The organism is Virgibacillus ainsalahensis (genome assembly GCF_055380755.1).
Genome location: NZ_AP043943.1, coordinates 3,073,834 through 3,098,150 on the forward strand (window position 1 = coordinate 3,073,834; position 24,317 = coordinate 3,098,150).

25 protein-coding genes are annotated in these 24,317 nt (G+C 38.9%); 12 read left to right on the forward strand and 13 right to left on the reverse strand.

Annotated elements, in window-relative coordinates; genetic code table 11:
• Positions 1-58 precede the first annotated feature (58 nt).
• Genes hisZ through hisIE form a run of 8 tightly spaced genes read left to right on the forward strand, consistent with a single transcriptional unit; the run spans position 59 to position 6,541 of the window.
• A complete protein-coding gene (gene hisZ, locus ACZ427_RS15140; RefSeq protein ID WP_461176918.1) occupies positions 59-1,309 on the forward strand; it encodes an ATP phosphoribosyltransferase regulatory subunit in 1,251 nt (416 codons plus the stop codon).
• Positions 1,310-1,936, forward strand: a complete 627-nt coding sequence (gene hisG / locus ACZ427_RS15145; protein ID WP_461176919.1) for an ATP phosphoribosyltransferase — start codon at positions 1,310-1,312, stop codon at positions 1,934-1,936.
• A 5-nt stretch (positions 1,937-1,941) separates the two neighbouring features.
• Entirely contained in the window at positions 1,942-3,228 is a 1,287-nt protein-coding gene (gene hisD / locus ACZ427_RS15150) for a histidinol dehydrogenase (protein ID WP_461176920.1), read from the forward strand.
• The gene (gene hisB / locus ACZ427_RS15155; RefSeq protein ID WP_461176921.1) at positions 3,221-3,805 is read left to right on the forward strand and encodes an imidazoleglycerol-phosphate dehydratase HisB; all 585 of its coding nucleotides are present in this window, start codon (positions 3,221-3,223) and stop codon (positions 3,803-3,805) included. Before hisD ends, hisB begins: the two co-directional genes overlap by 8 nt.
• 16 nt (positions 3,806-3,821) lie before the next feature.
• Positions 3,822-4,427, forward strand: coding sequence for an imidazole glycerol phosphate synthase subunit HisH (gene hisH / locus ACZ427_RS15160; protein WP_461176922.1), 606 nt, complete (start codon positions 3,822-3,824; stop codon positions 4,425-4,427).
• A complete protein-coding gene (gene hisA, locus ACZ427_RS15165; protein WP_461176923.1) occupies positions 4,424-5,146 on the forward strand; it encodes a 1-(5-phosphoribosyl)-5-[(5-phosphoribosylamino)methylideneamino]imidazole-4-carboxamide isomerase in 723 nt (240 codons plus the stop codon). Before hisH ends, hisA begins: the two co-directional genes overlap by 4 nt.
• Positions 5,136-5,900 (forward strand): imidazole glycerol phosphate synthase subunit HisF, encoded by a 765-nt coding sequence (gene hisF, locus ACZ427_RS15170; protein WP_461176924.1) that lies wholly within the window; start codon positions 5,136-5,138, stop codon positions 5,898-5,900. The genes hisA and hisF overlap by 11 nt, the downstream gene beginning before the upstream one ends.
• Complete coding sequence (gene hisIE / locus ACZ427_RS15175; protein ID WP_461176925.1) at positions 5,900-6,541, forward strand: bifunctional phosphoribosyl-AMP cyclohydrolase/phosphoribosyl-ATP diphosphatase HisIE; 642 nt, start codon at positions 5,900-5,902, stop codon at positions 6,539-6,541. Before hisF ends, hisIE begins: the two co-directional genes overlap by 1 nt.
• Positions 6,542-6,667: 126 nt before the next feature.
• On the opposite strand, the gene ACZ427_RS15180 is transcribed toward hisIE, so the two are convergent.
• The 8 genes from ACZ427_RS15180 to fni all read right to left on the reverse strand — a co-directional run bounded on the left by ACZ427_RS15180 (position 6,668) and on the right by fni (position 15,446).
• Positions 6,668-7,381: a SurA N-terminal domain-containing protein gene (locus ACZ427_RS15180; RefSeq protein WP_461176926.1), complete on the reverse strand. Its 714-nt coding sequence runs from the start codon at positions 7,379-7,381 to the stop codon at positions 6,668-6,670.
• 1,145 nt (positions 7,382-8,526) lie between these two features.
• A complete protein-coding gene (locus ACZ427_RS15185) occupies positions 8,527-9,465 on the reverse strand; it encodes a siderophore ABC transporter substrate-binding protein (protein WP_461176927.1) in 939 nt (312 codons plus the stop codon).
• Positions 9,466-10,036: 571 nt separating this feature from the next.
• The gene (locus ACZ427_RS15190; protein WP_461176928.1) at positions 10,037-10,792 is read right to left on the reverse strand and encodes an iron ABC transporter ATP-binding protein; all 756 of its coding nucleotides are present in this window, start codon (positions 10,790-10,792) and stop codon (positions 10,037-10,039) included.
• Positions 10,786-11,736: an iron chelate uptake ABC transporter family permease subunit gene (locus ACZ427_RS15195; protein ID WP_461176929.1), complete on the reverse strand. Its 951-nt coding sequence runs from the start codon at positions 11,734-11,736 to the stop codon at positions 10,786-10,788. Before ACZ427_RS15195 ends, ACZ427_RS15190 begins: the two co-directional genes overlap by 7 nt.
• Complete coding sequence (locus ACZ427_RS15200) at positions 11,726-12,679, reverse strand: ABC transporter permease (protein ID WP_461176930.1); 954 nt, start codon at positions 12,677-12,679, stop codon at positions 11,726-11,728. Before ACZ427_RS15200 ends, ACZ427_RS15195 begins: the two co-directional genes overlap by 11 nt.
• A 288-nt stretch (positions 12,680-12,967) precedes the next feature.
• On the reverse strand, positions 12,968-13,684 hold the full coding sequence (locus ACZ427_RS15205) for a DsbA family oxidoreductase (RefSeq protein ID WP_461176931.1): 717 nt from the start codon (positions 13,682-13,684) through the stop codon (positions 12,968-12,970).
• A 113-nt stretch (positions 13,685-13,797) separates the two neighbouring features.
• Positions 13,798-14,247 (reverse strand): DUF2188 domain-containing protein, encoded by a 450-nt coding sequence (locus tag ACZ427_RS15210; protein ID WP_461176932.1) that lies wholly within the window; start codon positions 14,245-14,247, stop codon positions 13,798-13,800.
• Positions 14,248-14,390: 143 nt separating this feature from the next.
• Positions 14,391-15,446: a type 2 isopentenyl-diphosphate Delta-isomerase gene (fni, locus tag ACZ427_RS15215; RefSeq protein WP_461176933.1), complete on the reverse strand. Its 1,056-nt coding sequence runs from the start codon at positions 15,444-15,446 to the stop codon at positions 14,391-14,393.
• Between the two features lie 999 nt (positions 15,447-16,445).
• On the opposite strand from fni, the gene ACZ427_RS15220 reads away from it, so the two are divergent.
• Positions 16,446-16,985 carry an HD domain-containing protein gene (locus ACZ427_RS15220; RefSeq protein ID WP_461176934.1) on the forward strand — a complete coding sequence of 180 codons (540 nt, stop codon included), beginning with the start codon at positions 16,446-16,448 and terminating at the stop codon, positions 16,983-16,985.
• A gap of 105 nt (positions 16,986-17,090) precedes the next feature.
• Here ACZ427_RS15220 and ACZ427_RS15225 read toward each other — a convergent pair whose 3' ends face one another.
• The 3 genes from ACZ427_RS15225 to ACZ427_RS15235 form a co-directional block, all read right to left on the reverse strand.
• Entirely contained in the window at positions 17,091-17,633 is a 543-nt protein-coding gene (locus ACZ427_RS15225; RefSeq protein WP_461176935.1) for a hypothetical protein, read from the reverse strand.
• 342 nt (positions 17,634-17,975) lie between these two features.
• Positions 17,976-18,536 (reverse strand): DNA-3-methyladenine glycosylase I, encoded by a 561-nt coding sequence (locus ACZ427_RS15230; protein WP_461176936.1) that lies wholly within the window; start codon positions 18,534-18,536, stop codon positions 17,976-17,978.
• 3 nt (positions 18,537-18,539) lie between these two features.
• Positions 18,540-19,382, reverse strand: coding sequence for a sulfurtransferase (locus ACZ427_RS15235; protein ID WP_461176937.1), 843 nt, complete (start codon positions 19,380-19,382; stop codon positions 18,540-18,542).
• Between the two features lie 286 nt (positions 19,383-19,668).
• Here ACZ427_RS15235 and pepT point away from each other — a divergent pair, with 286 nt between their 5' ends.
• Both pepT and ACZ427_RS15245 read left to right on the forward strand, forming a co-directional pair.
• Positions 19,669-20,898, forward strand: a complete 1,230-nt coding sequence (pepT, locus tag ACZ427_RS15240) for a peptidase T (RefSeq protein WP_461176938.1) — start codon at positions 19,669-19,671, stop codon at positions 20,896-20,898.
• A gap of 141 nt (positions 20,899-21,039) precedes the next feature.
• Entirely contained in the window at positions 21,040-22,080 is a 1,041-nt protein-coding gene (locus ACZ427_RS15245; RefSeq protein ID WP_461176939.1) for a D-alanyl-D-alanine carboxypeptidase family protein, read from the forward strand.
• A 34-nt stretch (positions 22,081-22,114) separates the two neighbouring features.
• Here the strand turns inward: ACZ427_RS15245 and ACZ427_RS15250 are convergent, their stop codons facing one another.
• The gene (locus ACZ427_RS15250) at positions 22,115-22,288 is read right to left on the reverse strand and encodes a hypothetical protein (protein WP_464883454.1); all 174 of its coding nucleotides are present in this window, start codon (positions 22,286-22,288) and stop codon (positions 22,115-22,117) included.
• Positions 22,289-22,901: 613 nt separating this feature from the next.
• Here ACZ427_RS15250 and ACZ427_RS15255 point away from each other — a divergent pair.
• Positions 22,902-23,450 (forward strand): hypothetical protein, encoded by a 549-nt coding sequence (locus tag ACZ427_RS15255; protein WP_461176940.1) that lies wholly within the window; start codon positions 22,902-22,904, stop codon positions 23,448-23,450.
• A 126-nt stretch (positions 23,451-23,576) separates the two neighbouring features.
• On the opposite strand, the gene ACZ427_RS15260 is transcribed toward ACZ427_RS15255, so the two are convergent.
• Positions 23,577-24,125 (reverse strand): HD domain-containing protein, encoded by a 549-nt coding sequence (locus ACZ427_RS15260; RefSeq protein WP_461176941.1) that lies wholly within the window; start codon positions 24,123-24,125, stop codon positions 23,577-23,579.
• Positions 24,126-24,317: the final 192 nt, after the last annotated feature.

Below are 24,317 nucleotides of genomic sequence, written 5' to 3' on the forward strand. Positions count from 1 at the left end.
TATAACTTTAATTAGATAAAGCAATAAAGCATTAAAGTTTAGTGGAAGGAGATTTTTCATGCAAAATTACATAATGAGCAGTGACAGAGATACAATCGTAGAGGATTTCCAAATTAGAGATAATTTGATTACAACATTAAAAAAACGTTTTTCGACATATGGATTTCAACAAGTACGGACATCTACCTTTGAATATTATGATTTATATAATTCTATTACCGGAACCGTAAATAAAGATGAGATGCTGAAAGTGATCGATGCTTCCGGTCGTGTATTAGTTCTCAGGCCCGATGTAACCATTCCAATCACAAGAATGGTAGCATCCAATGAAGATATTTCACCTGAAAACCTGCGATTATTTTATGTACTGGATGCTTTCCGTCAATCTTCTGACCAAGCAGACAAAAAAGAAAGTACACAGGCAGGCGTCGAGTACTTTGGGCAAAACATCCCGGAAAACAATGCAGAGGTCGCTATGCTGGCAATCCATACATTAAAAGATTTAGGTTTCACCAATTTCAAATTAGAAATCGGCCATGCCGGGTTCTTTAAGGAACTTATTAAACAAGCATCTATAACTCAACAGGAACTGGAACAATTACAAGCTCTGATTCAGTCAAAAAATTTAGCTGACATCAATCCCTTCCTTACTAAACTGGAAATAGATAATGACTTAAAATCAGCAATTCAGTCCATCCCTCTGCTTTACGGAAATCCAAATGATGTTATTGAGCAGGCGGAAAAAATCATTCGCAATGAAAATATGAAGCTACTTCTGCAATCACTTGTCGAGGTGTATGACGTAATGAAGAACTATGGAGTCGAGGATTCCATCGTATTTAATCTCGGATTAATAAATAATATGAATTATTATTCGGGAATTATTTTTCAAGGGTTTGTCGAAGACTTTGGAAAACCAGTGGTGATGGGAGGCAGATATGACCATCTCGGTGAACAGTTTGGTAAACCTATGCCGGCTATCGGTTTTGCATTTGACATTGATGATCTCCTGCTTGCCCGCAGACAGCAAAATCTTTCATTCCAGCAAAACACACAGGCAGATGCCATTATATTTTATGAAAAAGAAAAACAGGAAGATGCATTTAATGCAGGATATCAACTACGAAACAAAGGTTACCAAGTACTTACTTTCCGAACCGGTACAATGGCTGACGATGCAACTTTGGCAACAAACAAAATCTATTATCAGAATGGGCAAAACCTGCTGATTTCCCATGATAGAAGAGAGATATTCGTTCAGCTGGATGAGCTTGTTTCACTGTTACAGGATCGCAAAGGAGGAAACTAAGTGGATTATATAACATTGGCATTGGCTAAAGGCAGAACAGCAGAAAGCACGATTGCTCTATTGGAAAAAGCAGGTATCCAGTTTCCTGATTTCCACGAGAAAAGCAGAAAACTTATCTTTTACAATACGGAGAGAAACATTAAATTAATTACTGTAAAAGCTGTCGATGTGCCAACATATGTAGAAAAAGGGGCAGCTGATATTGGTATTGTAGGAAAAGATAATATTCTGGAAGCACAGGTGGATATATATGAAATGCTTGATCTGAAACTTGGAAAATGCAGATTTGTCGTTGCAGGTAAAGAGGGTCAGGAATTAAAGAGAAACCAAAAACTTACAATTGCATCAAAATATCCAAGCATTGCAAAAAGCCATTTCCAAAAATCAGGTCAGCCTATTGAAACCGTAAAACTAAATGGATCCGTAGAATTAGCGCCCCTCATCGGATTGGCGGATTATATTGTCGATATTGTTGAAACAGGAACAACCATTAAAGAAAACGGATTGGCAATTCTTGAGGAAATCGAGAATATCAGTACCCGGTTAATTGTTAATAAAGCAAGTTTTGCAACAAAATCAAATGCAATCAACCCATTTATAAATAAATTACAGTCTTCCCTGGAGTGATAATAATGAAAATAATAACAGCCGAACAATTCATCGAAGAAAAAAATAAGCTTTCTGAAGCACAAACAAATGATGAAAAACTCGACCAATCCGTTTTAGAGATTATTAGACATGTAAGAGAAACTGGCAATGAAGCAGTTTATCATTACACGAAAAAGTTTGATGGCGTCAAATTAGAGGACCTAATTGTTTCGGAACAGGAATTTGAAAATGCCAAGCAGCTGGTTTCTGAAGAATTTATTGAAGCGATTAAAAAAGCAAAAGCTAACATTTCAGCATTTCATGAAAACCAGCAGGAGCAATCATGGTTTATGAATAAAGAGGCCGGGGTCACGCTGGGACAAAAAGTAACGCCGCTAAAGAAGGCTGGAGTCTATATTCCAGGTGGAAAGGCTGCTTATCCTTCATCTGTCTTAATGAATGTCATACCTGCAAAAATAGCCGGTGTAGAATCGATAAACATTACTACACCACCACAGGAGGATGGCACAGTAAATCCATATGTTCTCGTGGCAGCCAAGATAGCTGGTGCTGATAGGGTTTATAAAGTTGGAGGCGCTCAAGCGATTGCCGCACTTGCCTATGGTACGGAGACAATTGAAAAAGTGGCAAAAATCGTAGGACCGGGAAATGCTTACGTTGCCAGAGCAAAAAAGTGGGTGTATGGCGATGTGGCCATTGATATGATTGCCGGCCCCAGTGAAATTTGTATTGTAGCAGATGAAACGGGAAAAGCCAGCTACATAGCTGCGGATCTGCTTTCACAGGCGGAACATGATGAATTAGCAAGTGCTATCTTCATTACAACAAGTGAACCATTGGCAAAAAAAGTTGCAGCGGAAATAAAAACACAAACAGCAAAGCTGGAAAGAAAAGATATTATAGAAAAATCATTGGAAAATAACGGAAAAATAATTATTACAAATCATTTAAACCAAGCGCTTGATGTTGTTAACATGATTGCTCCCGAACACCTGGAGCTAATGATTCAAAACCCGGCCGATAGTGTTCAACACATTAAAAATGCCGGCGCAATTTTCCTGGGAAACTATGCCCCTGAAGCATTAGGTGATTACTTTGCCGGGCCAAATCATACATTGCCTACAAGCGAGACAGCTGCTTTTTCATCCCCGCTTGGCGTTTATGATTTCGTCAAAAAATCAAGTATTATTCACTATTCCCAAGAAGCATTGCAGCAAGCTGCAGATTCAATTATAACACTTGCAAATACAGAAGGTTTAACAGGGCATGCCAATTCCATCCAAGTAAGAAAGGACGATCCAAATGCGTAATTACAAGATTCATAGAAAAACATCTGAAACAGAAATAGATTTGGAGCTTTCCATTGATGGTACAGGAAAGCCCGAAATTGATACAGGAACAGGTTTTTTTGACCATATGCTCACATTGATGACAAAGCATGGTTTATTGGATTTACAGGTGAAATGTAATGGTGACCTGGAAGTTGACCAACATCATTCCGTTGAAGATATCGGCATCGCATTCGGCCAGGCATTCAACAAAGCACTTGGAAAAAAAGAAGGTATCACCCGTTATGCAACGATTACAACACCAATGGATGAAGCGTTGTCCACCATTTCATTGGATATAAGCGGGCGTCCATACTTCGTCTACCATGTGGATGGGCTAAAAGATAAAGTAGGAGCTTTTGATACCGAATTAGTGGAAGAATTCTTTCAAGCTTTTGTGAGTAATGCCAAAATAACACTTCATATCAATCTAGCTTATGGGAAGAATTCACATCATATCATTGAATCGATTTTCAAAGGATTTGGACGTGCGCTCGATCTGGCAAGTCAAAAAAACCCCCGGATCCAGGGTGTGCCTTCAACTAAAGGAACCCTATAAAAAAGGAGCAAATGCAATGATTTCTATTATTGACTATGGAGCCGGCAATATCAAAAGCCTGCAATTCGCTCTAACTAAGCAGAACCTGGAATCACGTGTAACAACTAATCCTCAAACAATTCAGGACAGTGATGCGATTATACTACCGGGTGTCGGTGCTTTTAGCGATGCAATGGAAGCACTGCATCAATTGGGATTAATTGATGTGATTCAAAAAGAAGCAGCAACAGGGAAGCCCTTGCTCGGTATCTGCTTGGGAATGCAGTTATTTTACGGCAAGAGCTTTGAAGATGGTGAATGGAACGGACTTGGTCTGCTGGAAGGAGAAGTCAGCCGGATCCCGAGTTCCGTGAAAGTTCCACATATGGGCTGGAATACCATTACATATCATTCAAAGAGTCCTATATTAAACAAAATCGATGATGATGCCTATGTATATTTCGTTCATTCCTATATGGTTAGCAGCTATCAAAAACACACACTGACAGCCAGTAGTGAATACGGAGGAACTGTACCAGCCATCGTGCAACAGGATAATATAATTGGTATGCAGTTTCATCCGGAAAAAAGCGGTGTGACTGGATTACAACTATTACAAAATTTCGGGGAGATGATTTCATGATTCTGTTTCCGGCAATCGATATAAAAAATGGAAAATGTGTCCGACTTATACAAGGTGATTACAATAAAGAAAAAATCTATAGCGATTCACCTCCTGACACTGCAGTCAAATGGGAAAAGAAAGGTGCCCAGTTCCTTCATATCGTTGATTTAGATGGCGCCAAGACTGGTAATTCCATAAATAAATCAACAATTAAAGCAATCACAAAAAAGGCTGGCATCCCAATACAATTAGGTGGTGGAATCCGGTCTTTGCCAATCATTGAAGAATATATTACTGCAGGAATTGATCGTGTGATTATAGGAACTGCAGCAATTAATGATAAATCATTCTTACAGAAATCGGTAAAAAAGTATGGAGGGAAAATAGCAGTCTCCATTGATGCCCGAAACGGGTATGTGGCAACGGAAGGCTGGACGAAAAACAGTTCTGTCAAAGCTATCGACCTTGTCAAAGAACTCGAATCCATTGGTGTACAGACCATCGTTTATACGGATATTTTAAAAGATGGCATGTTGCAAGGACCAAATTTCAAAGAGTTACAGGCAATTAATGAAGCTACTTCTATGAATGTCATTGCCTCAGGTGGGGTTACGACAGCAGCAGACGTAAAAAAATTAACAGAATTAAACCTGTACGGGGCTATTATTGGAAAAGCTTTATATGATGGCACATTAACCTTTGAAGAATTAGTGGAGGGTGATAATTATGCTCGCTAAACGTATTACTCCCTGCCTTGATGTAGATAAAGGGCGTGTTGTAAAAGGGAAAAAATTCCAAAATATCCAGGATGTTGCAGATCCCGTTGACCTTGCCAAAAAGTATAATCAAGCTGGCGCAGACGAGCTTGTATTCTATGATATTACAGCTTCCAATGAAGATAGAAATATTTTTCTGGATGTTGTGGAAAATGTTGCAGCAGAAATTGCCATACCATTTACGGTTGGCGGGGGGATTCGTACATTGGAGGATATTCATAAGGTGCTGCGTGCCGGTGCAGATAAGGTATCGATAAACAGCGCTGCAGTGAACAATCCGAATCTCATTACAGAAGCAGCTTTAAAATTTGGTTCACAGTGTATTGTCTTTTCTATTGATGCAAAACAAACAGAGCGAGATCAATGGCATGTAGTTACAAACGGTGGAAGAAATGATACGGAGATTGACGCCATTGAATGGGCCAGGCGCGGAGAACGTCTCGGAGCTGGCGAAATTGTCGTCAATGCCATGGACGCAGATGGAGAAAAAGATGGCTACAATCTAGCATTAACTAAAGCAATTGCTGATTCCGTCAATATTCCAATCGTCGCCAGTGGCGGTGCGGGAACAAAAGAACATTTTTCAACCGTACTGCAAAGCGGGGGTGCAGATGCAGCTCTGGCAGCGTCCGTATTTCACTATGGTGAGATTCAGATACCCGAGTTAAAAGAGTTTTTAGCTGAGAAAGGTATCATTGTTAGGAGGGATAAATAATGGAAGTAAATATCGAGCAACTTTCATTTGATGAAAACGGACGTATACCTGCTATTGTACAGGATGCAGAAAACGGAAAAGTATTAACACTTGCTTATATGAATGAAACATCGATCATGAAGACGATCCAAACAAAGGAAACGTGGTTTTTCAGTCGCACACGTCAGGAGCTTTGGAATAAAGGAGAAACCTCCGGCAATAAGCAGCAGGTTAAAAAAATAACATTTGATTGTGATGCGGATGCACTGTTGATTCAGGTAAAACCACTGGGACCAGCATGCCACAAGGGGGAGGAATCCTGTTTCCATAACCTACTCTATCAAGAGGAAGAAGTAGCACAGGATGTTCTATACCAAGTTGCTGAAAAAATAAAAGAGCGAAAACAGAATCCCGTAGAAGGCGCTTATACAACCTATCTTTTCAATGAAGGCATTGATAAAATCCTGAAAAAAGTAGGCGAAGAAACGAGTGAAGTCATTATTGGAGCAAAAAATAATGATAAACAGGAGGTAACATGGGAAATTGCTGACCTCACCTATCATACACTTGTTCTGATGGAATTACTGGGTGTAACCATTAATGATATTCAAAAAGAATTACAAAAGAGACATATTCAAAAAGAAGAAAATTCAGGTGAGTAAACGTCGAATCAGGCAATGACGCTACAGCGTATGCGCTATTGCTGATAAGAGAATTTCCCCTGAAAGACAGTAAAAATGAGAAACAGCATTCCTATAACAGGGACGCTGTTTCTCATTACTAAATCGTTAAATCAATTTTTCTACTTCAGCCTGCTCTTGAAGCTCTTCTACTTTAGTCATCAGCTTTTCCTGTGTTTTGTTCATCTTAATCTGCTGTCGAATCTGTTCCTCTAGTTCTTCCATTTCACCGACTTCTTCTCCGCTTTGTTCTTTTAGTTGATTATAGAATTCTTCCACTTCTTTATCCGTAACTTCTACTTCAAGCTCTTGTTCCATATATTCTGTCGTAATTAAATCATCATTTAACTGGGATTTAAACTGGTCTTCCGTTATTTGAAGCTGATCCAGGACCGTTGTCAGCTGCTCGCCTGATTGTTCTTTAATCGAATCAAGCTCTGTCTGGACTTCCTCTTCAGATACTTCTATTCCTACTTTTTCTGCATCCTGCAAAATTAATTCCTGTTCGATAAGGAGGTTGACTGTTTGTTCTTTTATCTGATCCAGATTACTGATATCCTGGCCACTTTGCTGCATTGTAGTTTTCACTTGCATGTAAATCGGATTGTATTTATCCCCTTTTACTTCCTTACCATTTACGTTAACTACGGAAGCATCTTCCTCGATCTTTTCTTCATCCGTAACTTCAACTGGTTCCTGGGCTTGCTCAGAAGGGTTATTGGTTGTTTGATTTTCCTGTTCTTCCGCAGAATCATCTCCTCCACAAGCAGACAGAATCAGTGCTATACTTAGTGCTAATGCTAATATCAGTAATTTTTTCATTTGAATACACCCTCACTTCCCTTTCAATCTCCTTTAATTCAAACACATACGATCCATATATTTCAAGTGCCATATTTCGTAAAACCCTTTTTTATATGCGCCATCATAAGGTTTCTCCGCTTCTTTACATTTAAAAAACAATTTCCTGTATGCTAAACTTATTTCTGCCACAAATGATGCAGAAGAACAAAAGCTCAGGAAGCCTTGATTACCTATGGCATAGCTTTAACTAAGAACTCAACATGCGCATCCTTTGCTCATGAGGGGATTCTTACTTAAGATCTCAGGCGGGGTAGGCGCTGAAGCTGGACATGGCTGATAATCTAATATAAATATTTCATGCCAAAATTTTATACATTTGTATGAAAACAACTGCTATTAGAACGGGAAAAGCTATTCAATATAACCACTATGAAACAAGATTATGCCTTTTTCTGCTTGGCTCTTTTCGTAAATTTTGTTACTCTTTAACGTCGCAGTTGATATAAAAGACGAAGTAACTTTATCTTGATTTCGCTTCTTCCATTTCTTTTGAACCCGAGCTATCACAATCGCTTCGGCAGAATACTTCGCTTTCCGTGGGCACGGCTTCAGCCTCCTCAGAAGCAAAGAACGCTTCTTCAGGGGTCTTCAGACTCGTGCTATTCCCACAGGAGTCTACGTATTCTGCCTACGCTTGGAGTGGTGTTCTGATTATAGAAAGGATAAAGCTCATGGAATTTATGTTTTATGAACGTATTTTCTCTTACAAAAAGCTATTCTAAGCTGCTTAAAAAATGCGAGACTCCAACGGGAAAAGGAACAGTCTGAAGACCCCGCAGCGAGCGGTCTTTGCGAGTGAGGAGGCTGAAGCGTTCCCCGTGGAAAGCGAGTATTTTTTAAGCAGCGCTGTATTAGCACCTATTTTGTAAGGGGTGAGAGGAAATCATTGTTAAGTTACTTCGTCTTTTATATCTTTTGTGCCAAAGTAACAAGTCTTTTGATGGGACGAGTAATCGCAGTCCCAATCTTTTTGAAGAGCCTTCTGGTTAAATTAGCTGTTTTCATAATAATAGTGGCTACATGCTATACGCCGCCATGTTGGCTTCTTAACTGCTAAAAAAGGCAATCCCCAAAATTAGAGGATTGCCTTCGATTGCACAAATTTAGTTCAAACTTGCCTCGATTTCATTAATCATTTCACTAACGGAAACAAGACCACCGCCAGATAAGTACCAGAAATCTGGATCAAGGTAATAAATATTATCATTTTCATATGCTTTTGTATTCTTCACTAAGTCATTTTCCACGAGCTGCTTTGCAGAAGTTTCTCCGCCTACTGCAGCTGTTCTGTCAATAACATATAGACGATCAGCATCCTGTTCAACGACATATTCAAATGTAACATTCATTCCATGTGTCGACGCATCAATACCTTCATCTGCTGCAGGTACACCAAACACATCATGTATCAACCCAAATCTGGAACTTGGACCATACGCACTGATTTTATCATCATTTGCCAATATAATCAGAGCGTTCTCATCGCTGTTGGAAGTTTTTTCGTTTAATTCAGCAATGGATTCTTCAATCGCTGCCAGTTCTTCTTCCACTTCTGCTTCCTTGCCGAAAATTTCTCCAGTTTTCATCATATTTTCTTTAAATGATTCCATATATCTTGTGTTATCAACCCCAAGATGTACAGTTGGAGCAATTTCTTCCAGTTGGTCATATACGTTTGCCTGACGTCCGGAAATAATAATCACATCCGGATCCATTTCAGCAATTTTTTCAAAGTCTGGTTCTTTTAAGCTTCCGATATTTTCATATTCATCACTATCATAATGGTCCAGATATGATGGAAGACTCCCTTTTGCGACGCCTGCAACATCAACATCCAGTTTATCCAGCGTGTCCAATATTCCATAGTCAAAAACGACTACTTTTTCCGGATTTTTCGGTACCGTTGTTTCACCAAGCTCATGCTCTATCGTGATGGACTCACCAGCTTCAGCACTCGTTCCTTCACCACTCTCGTCTGTTCCACATGCAGTAATAACAACAAGCAGTACACTCATTGTCAGTAAAAGGTAAACCTTCTTCATCTATAAAACTCCTTTGTTATTAAAATTTATATTTAAAATAACGAATGCTGCAATCTAATTATTGGATGGATTATCACGTATTACTGCCAAAAAGGTATATATTGATTTTTTCAATCAGCAAATGGGCTGTCCTGAAAAAATCCCGTGTGGCATGAGCGCTCATGCCACATATATTTTATTGATATGTTTTCTCTTTATATTTATAGTAACCTTGATTTTTTAGCCAGGACTTTAGCAATAAGAAAATTTTACATTTCTTAACTCCTGAGCAAAACTATTTACCCAATTGATAAAATAAGGTAAACTTGAAAGTGGTAGGGCTCCTTTATAATGGATTTGACCAACACACGTCATCCCATTATAAGGGGCTTTTTTTTGCCGGTATAAGGAAATTCGGGACTTTCCACCATTGACTTTTGGTGAAAAGCCCGGATTTATTATACTGATTCTTTTTGGCTTTCATATGAATTACCTATATCCATTTTTATCATGCAGCAACCGCTATTAAAAAACTTGTTTTTTGCTTTCATTGTGCTTGCACAGAATGAAATTTTTATCTTTTATTAACTGCTTAGAAATACACACAAATTCGTCTGTCATCAATTTCCTTAATATCAATATCCATGTCATAAATATCTTTTAGGACACATTTATCAATAACATCACATGCGCGACCCTGCTTCACTATTTTCCCATCCTTTAATGCAACAATGTTATCAGAGTAACAGGAAGCAAAATTGATATCGTGAATGACAATGACAATTGTTTTGCCCATTTCATTCACAAGCCTGCGCAACGTTTTCATAATTTGGACAGAGTGACGCATATCCAAATTGTTCAGTGGCTCGTCAAGCAGAATATATTCTGTGTCCTGTGCAATTACCATGGCAATATGGGCACGCTGGCGTTGACCGCCACTAAGTTCATCTAAGTATTTATCCTGCATATCCCTAAGTTCCATATAATCAATTGCCTCTTCTACTTTTTCCCAGTCCTCTTTTTTCAGTCTTCCCTGTGAATATGGAAAGCGGCCAAAAGATACGAGTTCGCGAACGGTTAGTTTAAGGTTGATTGCATTTGATTGCTTTAATATAGAGATTTTCTTGGCAAGCTCATTGTTTTTCGCCTGCAGAATATCTTCCCCGTCAATCGTAATTGCCCCATCATCTTTTGCAATAAGACGGCTAACCATCGAGATTAATGTACTTTTCCCTGCACCATTCGGACCAATAAATGAAGTAATTGTTCCTTTTTCTATTTCCACGGATACATCATCAATGACCTTTTTTTGGTTATACGATTTAAATACACGTTTAATATCTACCATGATTTATTCTCCTTTAACAAAAGATATATGAAATAGACACCACCGACAAAGTTAATAATCACACTGATTGTTGTTTCAAATGTAAAGATTTCTTCTACAATAAATTGTCCGCCAAGCAGTGCGATGATACTGATTAATACGGATCCTATAATAACGTAAAAATGACGATACGTTTTCAGAAATTCATATGCCACATTTACTACCAATAATCCAAGGAATGTGATTGGTCCGATTAACGCCGTAGCGATGGAAATTAGAACTGCTACAATAATTAATAACTGTTTTACAACCACATTATAAGGAACACCTAAATTTATCGCATGATCCTTACCAAGCCCCAAAACGTCCATGTATTTATAAAAACGCGTAAAATACAATAACACTAAAATGGTAAGGCCGGCAGACAAGTAGACAAGGTTTGTATTGACATTATTGACACTTGCAAACATACGGTCCTGAACCATCGTAAACTCATTCGGATCAATCAGTACTTGCATGAAATCTGTGAAGCTTCCAAAGAATGTTCCCAAAATCATTCCAATTAATAATAGAAAATAGATGTTATTCTTTTCGCCCTTGAAAAGAAGACGGTAGAGTACTAGAGAAAATAACATCATAATTCCAATCGAAATTAAGTAATTAATTTGACTGTTCATCATAATGAGCGAATTTGCACCGGCAACAAAGATGATGAATGTTTGCAGTAATTGATAAAGTGAATCAAGCCCCATAACACTCGGTGTTAAAATCCGGTTATTCGTTATTGTCATGAAGATTACAGTCGCCACGGCAATTGCTCCACCTGTCAAGACGATGGCTGCTACTCTGATTAGCCTTCTTGGCAAGAGATATCCAATATTGCCACTTAAGTCATAGAAAACATATAGAAGTGCTAGTAGTGTTGCGATTACGGCAAGGATAATTATTTTTTTCTTATAATCCATATTTCTTTCTCCTTAACAGCAGATAGATGAATATCCCACTACCTATCACCCCAACGGTTAAGCTGATTGGAATTTCATATGGATAGATTATAACTCTGCCGATGATATCGCAAAATAATACAAATACTGCACCTAGCAATGCGGTATGTATCAATGTTTTCTTCAAGTGATCCCCCTGATAGATTGTAACGATATTTGGAATGATCAGACCCAGAAATGGAATCACACCAACTGATAACACAACAGAAGCTGTTGCAAGTGCCGTGATCATTAACCCAAGATTAACGATCTGGCGGTAGTTCAGCCCTAAGTTTTTGGAGAAGTCTTCTCCCATTCCTGCAATCGTAAACTTATTCGCATAAATATAGGCTAATATAAGAATCGGGACACTAATAAACATTATTTCATAATTTCCGCTCATGATCATCGAAAAATCGCCTTGCATCCATGACGACATATTTTGAATGAGATCATTTTGGTAAGCGAAAAATGTAGAAACAGAACTGATAATATTACCAAACATTAATCCAATTAGCGGGATGAATATAGCATCTTTAAATTTGATTTTCTCCAGTATCTTCATAAACAGGAATGTACCCAAGAGTGCAAACGCAAAGGATACAATCATTTTTTGAAATGGACTGGCCGCTGTAAATACCATCATGGAAACAAGAATTCCCAATCGGGCGGAGTCCAATGTTCCGGCAGTTGTTGGTGAAACAAACTTGTTCCTGCTCAACTGCTGCATAATCAGACCACATATACTCATGCTCGCTCCCGCAATTATTATACTTATCAGCCTTGGTATCCTGCTGACAAACAGTATTTGTGCCTGACTCTCAGTTAAACTGAATAAATCAAATGGTGAAACATTTGAAACTCCGATAAACACAGATCCAACCGAGAGTATAATAAGCGTTAATATTAAGTATCTTATTTTCATAGAACGACCTTCTCTTAGAAAAACTTCCCCAGCCAAACGGCTGTTCCAATGTTTTCTATTACTCCCCATTTAAATTTAATAACCAGGTTATTAATAATAATTATCAACTTTAAATAATTCTAATTAAGAATGATATTCATTATCAATTAGATTATTAACTACAGTATATCATATTAAGCCTTTAGGTCAATAACGATTCAAGTTATTGTTACAATAACTTTTACTTCATTAAAGCGAAAAAACCGCCAGATGAGAACACCATCCCTCATCTGGCGGTTTTTATAGTAGTTATTCTGTTTCACAGCCTTCATCTGTACAGTAGGTTGTCTCAGATTTTTTGGTGTTTAAGGATTGTAAAACAGGCTTTTCATTTTCTTCTTGCCAAACTTTCTCAAAAACTTCTGTAAACACATCTTCTGGTTGAGCACCAGAAACTGCGTACTTTTCATTGAATACAAAAAATGGAACACCCTGCACTCCTATTTGACGCGCTTGTTCTTCGTCAGCCCGGACATGATTCACGTAACCATTTGCTTTTAGTAATGCAGTTACTGCATCCCCATCAAGTCCAACCTCTTCAGCAAGTTCGATTAGTGTTGCATAATCACTGATCAGCTTTGATTCAGTAAAATAAGCATGCAACAGTCGTTCGGTCATTTCTTGTCCTTTACCCTGTTCCTCTGCATATTTTGCAACACGATGAGCATCAAATGTATTTGTATGCTGCATTGTATCGAATTTATAGGTTAATCCAAGCTCAGCAGCCTGCTTCCCTACCTGTTCGTTCATATCTTTCGCCTGTTCAATAGACATTCCCTTTTTATTGGCAAAGTATTCATAGATATTCTGTCCAGCTTTCGCTTCAGCATCCGGATCAAGTTCATAGCTTTTGTATTCTAATGTTACATCTGCTTTATGTGTAAAATTCTCTAATGCATTTTCCAGTCTTCTTTTTCCCATATAACAAAATGGGCATACAAAATCAGACCACACTTCAATTTTCATAACATCCACCTCATTTCTGAAATATTGTATCATAGCATGAATAATTCATTAAATAATGTGCTCTAGGATAGTAATGACCACCCCAGTTGGGGTAGTCATCACTATCCTTCATTCTAATAGGCTGTTTTTTCTTGAACAGAGCCATCCTGCTTATAAATTGTTAATGAAGTTCCTTTGTTTCTTGCAATTTCCCGGGCACGTTCCACTGCGTCATCTTTGCGTGCAAAAACTTCACTCGGACGCTTGGCATTACTTAATTGGACTGCCCATCCTTCATCATGGGTGACAACCTGTTCGCCTTCCTTCAGTCTTTCCGGATTATTCTCATACTTCTTTCCTTCTTCCGACCGTTGCGTCGGTTTCCCACTCTCGCCGTATTGATTAATTTCACCACTGCTTGCATTTTCACGCCATTCCTTCGCCTGTTCAATTGCAATTGGAATGGCTCTTCCTTCTTCATAACCTTCATCAACCATTGAATTTGCTATATCAATTGCTTTTTTCTTCGTAACATCATTTAAGTTTTTCATGGATGACGGGTAGTCATTTAAAGTCCAAGGCATGCAATATTCCTCCTTCAACAATTTCATTTATATATATAATACCCACCAAACGATGGTAAAACTTTCTTAGTGTATGAAAGGTTTCAAACATGTTTTCAGGTGAAAATAAAAAGTAATAAAAAAACAGCTAAAGCAATAAAGCCTTAGCTGTTTTCCTCCAATAATGATCTTCCCATAATACTGACACGATTTGTATTTTTCAATTCATTCAGTGTTTTGACACCAATACCAAGCATTACCATTTTCAATTCAAGTTCGATTTGTTCCATTGTTTTCACAACAGCTTCTTCAGACTCTGTTGCAGCTTGCAGCAATTGACGGGCAAATCCTATAACATCTGCCCCAATTGTAATTGCCTTCGCTGCATCTACTCCCGTCTTCATTCCACCACTAGCTACAAGCGGAACATCAGGTAATTTCCCGCGGACAGAAACGAGACAGTCCTTCGTTGGCAATCCCCAATCATTAAATGCTTCAGCAGCAGCCTTTTTTAGAGGGTCCAGTGAGCGCAATTTCTCCACCTGACTCCAGGAAGTCCCGCCAGCACCTGCAACATCAATATAGGAAATTCCAGCATTGTATAATTTTTCGGCTACTGTTCCATCAATGCCAAAACCGACTTCTTTTGCACCAATTGGAACACTGGAAGCCTTTGTGATTTTTTCTATTTTTGGCAAAAGATTTTCAAAGTTTAAATCTCCGCCGTCCTGCACAGCTTCCTGAAGACTATTGAAATGAAGAACGAGCGAATCTGCTTCTGTCTTATCAATAATCCGCTGCGCTTCTTCCACCCCATAGCCATAATTTAATTGAACCGCTCCCAGGTTCGCAATTAAAGGTACTGTTGGTGCTTGCTTACGGATCAGAAAAGAATCTTCATGCGCACTGCTCTCAAGCAAGGCCCTCGTTGATCCCAAGGCAACAGCCCATCCCATTTTTTCTGCAGCTAGTGCCAGATTCTGATTAATGCTTGTTGCCAGTTCTGAACCACCTGTCATGGAACTCACGAGAAACGGCGCATTTAATTTCTTATTTAAAAAACTGGTACTCAAATCTATATTATCAAAATTAATCTCCGGTAATGCATTATGTATAAATGAAATTCCTTCCAGCCCGGTTGATTTATTGATTCCTTCAACATTTTCGGTTAAACAAAGACGTATATGTTCTGTTTTCCGCTGATTAATTCTTTGCTCCATTTGAAATGGCTCCCTTCTTTGTTTAATCATAACAGTGTAGCCTTTATCATACCAATAATTCAGGAAAAAGTAATGGAAGAAATGCTGATTTTTAAAACGCTGAAAACAAAAGATCTGGTCAACCCTTGAATACCGTACGACAAGAAGAAACTCGACAGGATTGACCTCGAGAGGATAGTCACCCAGAGTGGGACGTGACATTTACTGAGAATGAAAACAACTGTTATTAGAACGGGAAAAATTATGCAGTATAACCACCACGAACCCAAGATTATACCTTTTTCCGGTTGGCTCTCTTAGTAAAATTTTGTTGCCCTTTAACGTCGCATTTGATATATAAGACGACGTAACTGCTATGTCGATTTCCGCGGGCAACGCTTCAGCTTCCTCGGAAGCAAAAACCACTTCCTGCGGGATCTTCAGCTGTTGCTTTTCCCGCAGGAGTCAACGGTCCTCCGCTCCAATCAACTATTTTAAAAGTGCATTACTATGTTTATTATATAATTAAGCAATTTTAAGTGTTTAGATGAAGTTGCCATGCACATATCAGCGAAGGAAATACACGGAGCCTCCTGCGGGAACAGTGGCCAGAGTGAGACCCCGCAGAACGGAGTTCGAGGAGGCTCACGGGTCACCCGCGGAAAGCGTAGTGTATTTCCGTAGCGAGTAATCGCACCAACCATAATTTCAAGTTACTTCGTCTTTTATATCTTTTGTGTCAAAAGCAACAGATCTTTTGGTGGGGCGAGTAATCGCAGGCCCAATTTTTTAGAGAATAGCTTCTGGTTACATTAGCTGTTTTTATTAAAGATGCTCTTAGTCGCCATGTTGGTTTCCTAACTGTTTTTTAAAAAAAATCGGTTTTTCACCAAACCTTAGCCCGAACCGATGTAATAAAAAAAATTATGCTTTCTCAACGACGAATAGAATTACTTGTTTAAATGCTTAAAAGATGGTATAGATTGACGTAAACAAAAAATATCCATGGAGGGGAATCTTTTGAAACAGCAGGCCAAAAAATTTGCGGAAAAGGCACATGAGGGACAGAAAAGGAAATGCTCCAATGTACCTTATATCACCCACCCGACTCGGGTCGCCAAAAGACTTGAAAAATATAACTTCTCTGATGAACTCATCTGCGCGGGCTACCTGCATGATGTGGTCGAAGATACCCCTTACGAATTAGAGGATATCAAAGCGATGTTTGGCAGGAGAGTGGCTGAATTGGTCTCTGGCCACACAGAAGATAAATCAAAATCGTGGCAGGAAAGAAAACAGCATACCATAAATACAATCAAGGATGCCGAAAAGGAAATAAAGTATCTGATTGTTGCAGATAAATTAGACAATCTCCTCGGCCTGGAAAAGGATCTTGCTGAACAAGGCGATATCGTATGGCAACATTTTAATGCAGGGTTTGAAAAACAAAAATGGTATAACGAATCTGTTGCTGCCAATATGGCTATTGGCTTGGACGATACGGAAATACCTCGTTATTTCCATGACTACAAAGCTGCTGTTGAGCGGGTTTTTGGGTAATTCGCTAATCTGCTACCACTCTGTAAAAGGAAGCTTTTGATTATTATACCTTTTTCTGATGCTTATATTTTTTCCCTTGCTTTTTGATAGCCGTGTTTCTTAACGTTATACTTTCTGCAACAATGATTCACCACTTGTGGCAACATTCCAGACAATTTCGCCACATTGCTCATCGTGGTCAATACTCACCTTAAAATCATGTTTGCAGTAAAAATAATTTAACCGATTAACATGATTATAGTCTCTTTTAGCGATATCTCCAGTAATATACTGAACATTCTCTTCTCGCGCAACCTCTTTTAAATGTTTCATTAAAACAGAGCCGTATCCTTTATTTTCCTTACCTTTAATATCAGCAATATGAATCGTATGCTGATCTTTATATTGTGCTTGAATCGCAGAGTCCCAAGCTCCACGATAAGGTTTTGCGCAATCATGAAGCATGATTTGAAAGGTCTCTTTCCCGCGGTCGGCAAAGATTACAACCCAGTTAGCATCCCTTGCCTGGTCAATACTGATAATTTCAGATCTTTTAGCGATTTCTTTAATATTGTTTTGCATACGGAAAAGCTGGATTTCCAATGTATCCAGTTCCTGTTTTAATTCATCTTTATTTTTTTCTTTCTCCAGAAAAGCTGAGTAAACCATGTAAATCACCTGTAGAAATATATTGTATGTTGACACACACACAATTTGGTATTTTACTAGATACACCAGCCTGATTACAAGGGGTAAAAAGAAAAAAGCTGCCCCCTTTTGGTAAGTGGTTCACTTTTGATGGAGATAAACTGAATTAACAAGTTGAATAGCATACCAAATCACATCGTGATTGGTATGCTATTCTTATTGCTAAGTTGAAGTCTAATTGTAAAAGAGAAATGAAGGATATTAATCTATTAAGACCGAATAAGAGTTTCTCTTCTGCTTTGGGTCGTTCTTCAATCCGATAAATAATCGGATAACGGCTTCGCCTCTGTGCTAGGGCATCCATTACTTAGCTGCCAGAAAACAATCCTTTGTATGATCATTCACCATTCCTGTTGCCTGCATAAATGCATAACAAATCGTCGGACCGACAAATTTGAACCCGCGTTTTTTTAAATCCTTGCTCATTTGCTCTGATTCCTTCGTCAAAGCCGGCACTTGTCCGTGGGTCTCCCAGTCATTTAAAATCGGCTCTCCATCTACAAATTGCCAAATATACCTGTCAAAACTTCCGAATTCCTCCTGCACCTTTAGAAAGCTTTGCGCATTTGTAATAACGGAGCGGATTTTAAGTTTATTGCGTATAATCCCTTCATTTTGCAAAAGTTCTTCTATCTTCTGCTCCCCGTATGCACTGACAGCAACTGGATCAAAATAATCAAAAGCCTCACGATAGTTTTCACGTCTTTTAAGTATTGTTATCCAACTCAATCCAGCTTGAGCTCCCTCCAGGGACAGCATTTCAAATAGCATACGATCATCATGGGTTGCCCGGCCCCATTCATGATCATGATATTTTATATATATTGGGTCTTCTGTGACCCATTCACAACGTTTTATACCCATCCGCTAAGCTTCTTTCTTCTCCACTTTATTTTCTTCATAGGAAATCCAATCACTGAAACTGCCTGGGTACAGTTTCACATTGGTATAACCAGCGGCTTTTAATGCCAGTACATTCGGGCATGCTGATATACCTGATCCGCAAGAAACAATAATTTCACGTTCTTTTGGTATAGATGCAAAGTGTTCCTGAAGCTCTCCGTTCTTTTTCCATACCCCATCTTTTGTCAAGACATCCTTCCAGAAGAAGTTTTTAGCTCCTGGTATGTGTCCGGCTTTTACGTACATTGGTTCCGACTTTCCTAAATACCTTTCCTTTGAACGGGAATCGATTAACATTGCCTCGTCTTTTTCCAGCTTTTCTTTCACTTCTTCTATGTCAGCAACCTGGTTGTTTCGGAAAATGGGCTGAAAATTCTTTGCCTCCAATTCCGGGATCCTGTCGGTAACTTCATTCCCTTCTGTAATCCAACGTGTATAGCCCCCATCCAAGATGTATACTTTTTCATGCCCTAAGTAATCGAGGAGCCACCATAATCTTGCCCCATACATATCGTTTGCCTGATCATAGATAACAACCGTTGTTTCATGATTAATACCAATATTACCAACCTTCGCTGCAAACATTTCCATATCCGGCAGTGGATGATTTCCACCATGTTTTTCTGCCTTACCTGATAAGTCCTTTTCTAAATCCATATAAACCGCACCTGGAAGATGACTTTCCAGGTACATTTTTCTTCCAGCATCCGGATCGGTAAGTTCAAATCTCACATCCACAATTACAGTATTATCCTGGTTATTTTCCAGGCGATTTTTCAATCGGTTCACACTGATTAAATAAGACATGTTATCCCTCCAGTAATTTATTCATCACATACGCTTCGAGCGAATTAGCATCCATAAAGAAATCTCTTTTGCTATCTTCTATTTTGAACTTGTTTTTATATATAAAATTATGCCTGCTTTATTTTCTGTTATTACTGACAATTCTAACCGATGCAATACAATATGCAAAGCCCATCGTTTTAATTTATATATATTCATTAATATTGGTTTTTTTCCTATTAAATTATTTCGTGACTCGATATAGTTTGTGATACGATATGAAAGGAACGAAGGGAGAGATTACAAGATGAAAAACGATATAATCAGACGTTTTACTACATACGCAAAAATCGATACACAATCCAATGGAGATTTTGATACCACTCCTACTACCGACGGCCAGTTTGAATTGGCAAATTTACTGATAGATGAATTAAAGGAAATCGGGATGGAAGATGCTGTAGTTGATGATCATGGATACGTCATGGCAACACTGCCTTCCAACACAGAAAAAAATGTCCCGACCATCGGTTTCATGGCCCATTTGGATACGGCTACTGACTTCACCGGTAATAATGTAAACCCGCAAATTATTGAAAACTTTGACGGGAATGATCTGACACTGAATAAAGAGTTAGATGTTGTCTTGTCTGCGAAGGATTTCCCTGAGCTTCCAGGCTACAAAGGACATACATTAATTACAACAGATGGAACAACCCTACTCGGGGCAGACAATAAAGCAGGAATTGCAGAAATTATGACAGCAATGGATTATTTAATCAAACACCCGGAAATCAAGCATGGAAAAGTACGTGTTGCATTTACACCTGATGAGGAAATTGGTCGCGGCCCCCATAAATTTGATGTGGAACGATTTGATGCAAAATATGCCTATACCGTTGATGGCGGCCCATTGGGTGAGTTACAATATGAAAGTTTCAATGCCGCTGTAGCCAGGGTTACATTTAAAGGCAACAGTGTGCACCCAGGCACTGCAAAGAACAAAATGGTTAACGCCGGGAAAATGGCAGCAGAATTCATCGGAAAATTCCCGGAGCAGGAAGCACCGGAACATACCGAGAAATACGAAGGTTTCTATCATTTAATCTCGGTTAATGGGGATGTGGAAAGCACACAGGCTATTTATATCATCCGGGATTTTGACAAAGAAAACTTCCTGTCGAGAAAAGAGAACGTCGAAAAATTCGTAAATGAAATGACTGAAAAGTACGGAGAGAACAGTGTCCAGTTGGAGATGCAGGATCAATACTATAACATGCGGGAAAAAATTGAACCGGTAAAAGAAATCGTGGATATTGCCCAACAGGCGATGGAAAAACTGCATATCGAAGCAGTGATTAAGCCGGTACGCGGTGGCACAGATGGATCCCAGCTCTCCTATAAAGGATTGCCGACACCCAACCTCTTCACAGGAGGAGAAAATTTCCACGGAAAATTTGAATATATTTCAGTAGACAATATGGAAAAGGCAACAAATGTAATTGTAGAGATTTGTAAGTTGCTGGAAGCAAAATAATCATTTTGAAAACACATAAAGACCGCAGAGGAAAATATACTCGCTTCCACCGAACGAACTTATTGCTTCCCTGAACAATTCTATGAGAAAATGTTAATCGGTTTGTCATAAATGTGTATAATTTACAGGGAGCGAATCATTATGTCTAAAAAGAGAATACGAGTAAGCTTTGCAATGGTAATGCTACTATTTTTTATAACAGCATGCTCCACCGAAAATACAGATGAAAAGGATCCTCAGGATGCGAGCAGTGACGCAACATCTGAGCTATCAGGTTCATCTGAGTCAGAAACAGATAAAACTGCTATAACATTCCCTGAAGCAGAATTACAAAAACTGGATGAGGGAGAAAATGTTCAACATCTGCAGGAGGCTTTAAATGAAATTGGTTACTCCATTCCAATAGATGGAACCTTTGGCGAGGCAACAACATGGGCAGTAACGGATTTTCAATTTCAGCATGAAGACCTATTGGCACTTGGTGTATACAAACAGGATACAAAAATCGCCATGGATGAAGTTCTTTCAACAGCTAATGAAATAGAACCAGGGGCCGGGATTCCCCAAGATGTTGAAGTAAGTACAACAGAATCCGGCACACCCGTCCTGGCAAATCCTTACGACCAACTTTCATTAGTGAATAAAAGCCATGCATTGCCTGCTGATTACATGCCTGAGGACATGGTCATTCCAGATGTGAAATTCCCTTTTACCGAGGAATTACCAAAGAAACAGATGCGTAAAGTTGCAGCAGATGCACTGGAAGAAATGTTTCAGGAAGCAGAAGAAGAGGGACTTGTTCTGTTTGCACAATCTGGTTATCGTTCTTATGAAAGACAGGAAATCCTTTTTGCTTCTTATGTAGACCAACATGGTGAAAAAGCGGCTAATACATTCAGTGCACGTCCCGGAGAAAGCGAGCATCAAACAGGCTTAACCATGGATGTAACAAGCGCTGATATCAATTACCAATTAAACACTAATTTCGGTGATACGGATGAGGGGAAATGGGTTAAAGAAAATGCAGCAACATTCGGATTCATAATAAGATACCCAGAGGGGAAAGAAGAAATAACAGAGTACCAGTATGAACCTTGGCATCTACGTTATGTCGGAGAAAAAGCTGCCAATGAAATCATGTCACAGGGCATTACATTCGAAAAGTATCTGGGAGCAATCTAAATTCTAAAAACCTGTTCAATTTGAGCAGGTTTTTTTAGGCAGTTAAGAAACCAACATGGCGACTAAGAGCATGCCGCCTGTTTTCTAAAAGATCTGGGGCTGCGATTACTCGTCCCATCAAAAGATCTGGGACTGCGATTACTCGTCCCATCAAAAGATCTGGGACTGCGATTACTCGTCCCATCAAAAGATCTGTTGCTTTTGACACAATAGATATAAATAACGAAGTAACTTGAAATTATGGTTGGTGCTTTTTAACCGCTGCGGAAATATACTACGCTTTCCGCGGGTGACCCGTGAGCCTCCTCGAACTCCGTTCTGCGGGGTCTCACTCTGGCCACTGTTCCCGCAGGAGTCTCCGTATATTTCCTTCGCTGATATGTGCATTACAACTTCATTAAGCACTTATGTGATCGTTGATTGGAGCGGAGGACCGTTGACTCCAGCAGGAACAGCACGAGCTGAAGACCCCGCAGCGGTGATTTTCCGCGAGGAGGCTGAAGCCGTGCCCTAAGGTGCGCAACGGTCCGCAGCGGAAATCAACCCAGCAGTTACTTCGTCTTTTATATCAACTGTGACGTTAAAGTGCCAACCAGAAAAACGTATAATATTGATTCTGGTAGTTATACTGAATGATTTTTCCGGTTCTATTAATAACAGTTATTTTCATACAAAGTTTAAACGATCACACTGCATCATTCCGGGCTAAGTTTCTCATGATATAAGTTTAGCTCGGAAGCGAAGTTTTCTAACGTTTCAATAATGCTAATCCGGGTATAATAAAATACATAACATGTTCGATATATCTAGGGTGAATTAATATGTTTGGTTTATTAGATTTATTTTCATTAATCTTATCTATCTTTATCATTTTTCCGATTGTATCGATTATACGTGAATCGGGTTTTTTTATTGCTTGTAAACTTCTTGGAGCGAAAGATGTAAAAATAACCATTGGTTCCGGTCCACATCTATGGAATTTTTCAATTTATGAAATAAGAAAATATTTTTTCATGTATAGCTGGTGTTCCTATGATGAACTTAGAAATGACACCAAACTGGGACACATTTTACTCTACTCTTCTCCTTTATTAGCCAATTTGATTGTAGCACTTACAATTAACTTTTTACTTGCTAATGGCATGTTGGGAATGGAAGAGTTCTGGAACAGGTTTATCTTTTATACATTTTACTTTATTCTAATGGATGCAGTGCCACTGTATTATCCGGATGGTCAGCCAAGTGTTGGCAGAGTATTGTATGACCTGATTCGTTATGGAAAACGCAGTGACTTTGAAAGAAGTGATCCTCAAATGGATGTTTCCACAGATGAGTTTGAGGATGAAAAGAAGAAGAAAGATAAAAAATAATTAATCTGGAGTGAAAGGCGCACGTTTATAACTGTGTCTTTTTTCATTAAAATTATTCATTATGTACACCTGCCTTATAATTGCATGTACATGTACAGAGGGCAGGATTGCCAGTCGAGGGGGATATTAGAGGTTAATATAGGAATATCTGTTATTACCCGTTTCATTTTCTTCCTTTTCAATTTGTATGTCCAGCGCCCGAATCCGCTCAATTGCTACATGGTCTTCGATTGATTTATAATGATGGTTTCCGCCTGTTTCCTCATCAGCCTCATCTGCAAGTGTCACAACCTGTTGCAATGGTTTTAACTTCAGTTCGCCTTCAGGTAAATAGGAATCCGTATGAAGCAAAATCGCTACTGCAATTTCCTTTGCGGTCTGACGGTCCTCACCAATTCGAATCAATAGCTTATGTGCGCGGCTGGCCCCTTTGATTGCATGGATATCATTTTCCTTATAAAGCTCATAATCCCATTCCCCATCACGGTACCAGGTGTAATGGCCAACATCATGCAGAAGTGCCGCTTTAACAGCCGAATCCGGATTAACCTCGAACTTTCTGGCAAATATATAAGCATACTCGGCTACTGCAATTGCATGTGCCACACCGGACCGCTTTAGATACTTTTGTGTAATTGGATGTGTAAATATCTGTTCCAGGGTCACTCTTTTCATTAAAATCCTCTCCTTTCCTAAATTTTTATGACTATATCATGAAAAAGGTATTTTTGCAATAATAGATTGCCTATTTTCACTAACTTTAAACATAAGATATAGTTTCCTGTATGGATGGTATCATCACCGCAATCATTGCAGGCCTGCTGAAAAGAAAAATTTAACATGAATTATAGCGCATCACCAAAGCGA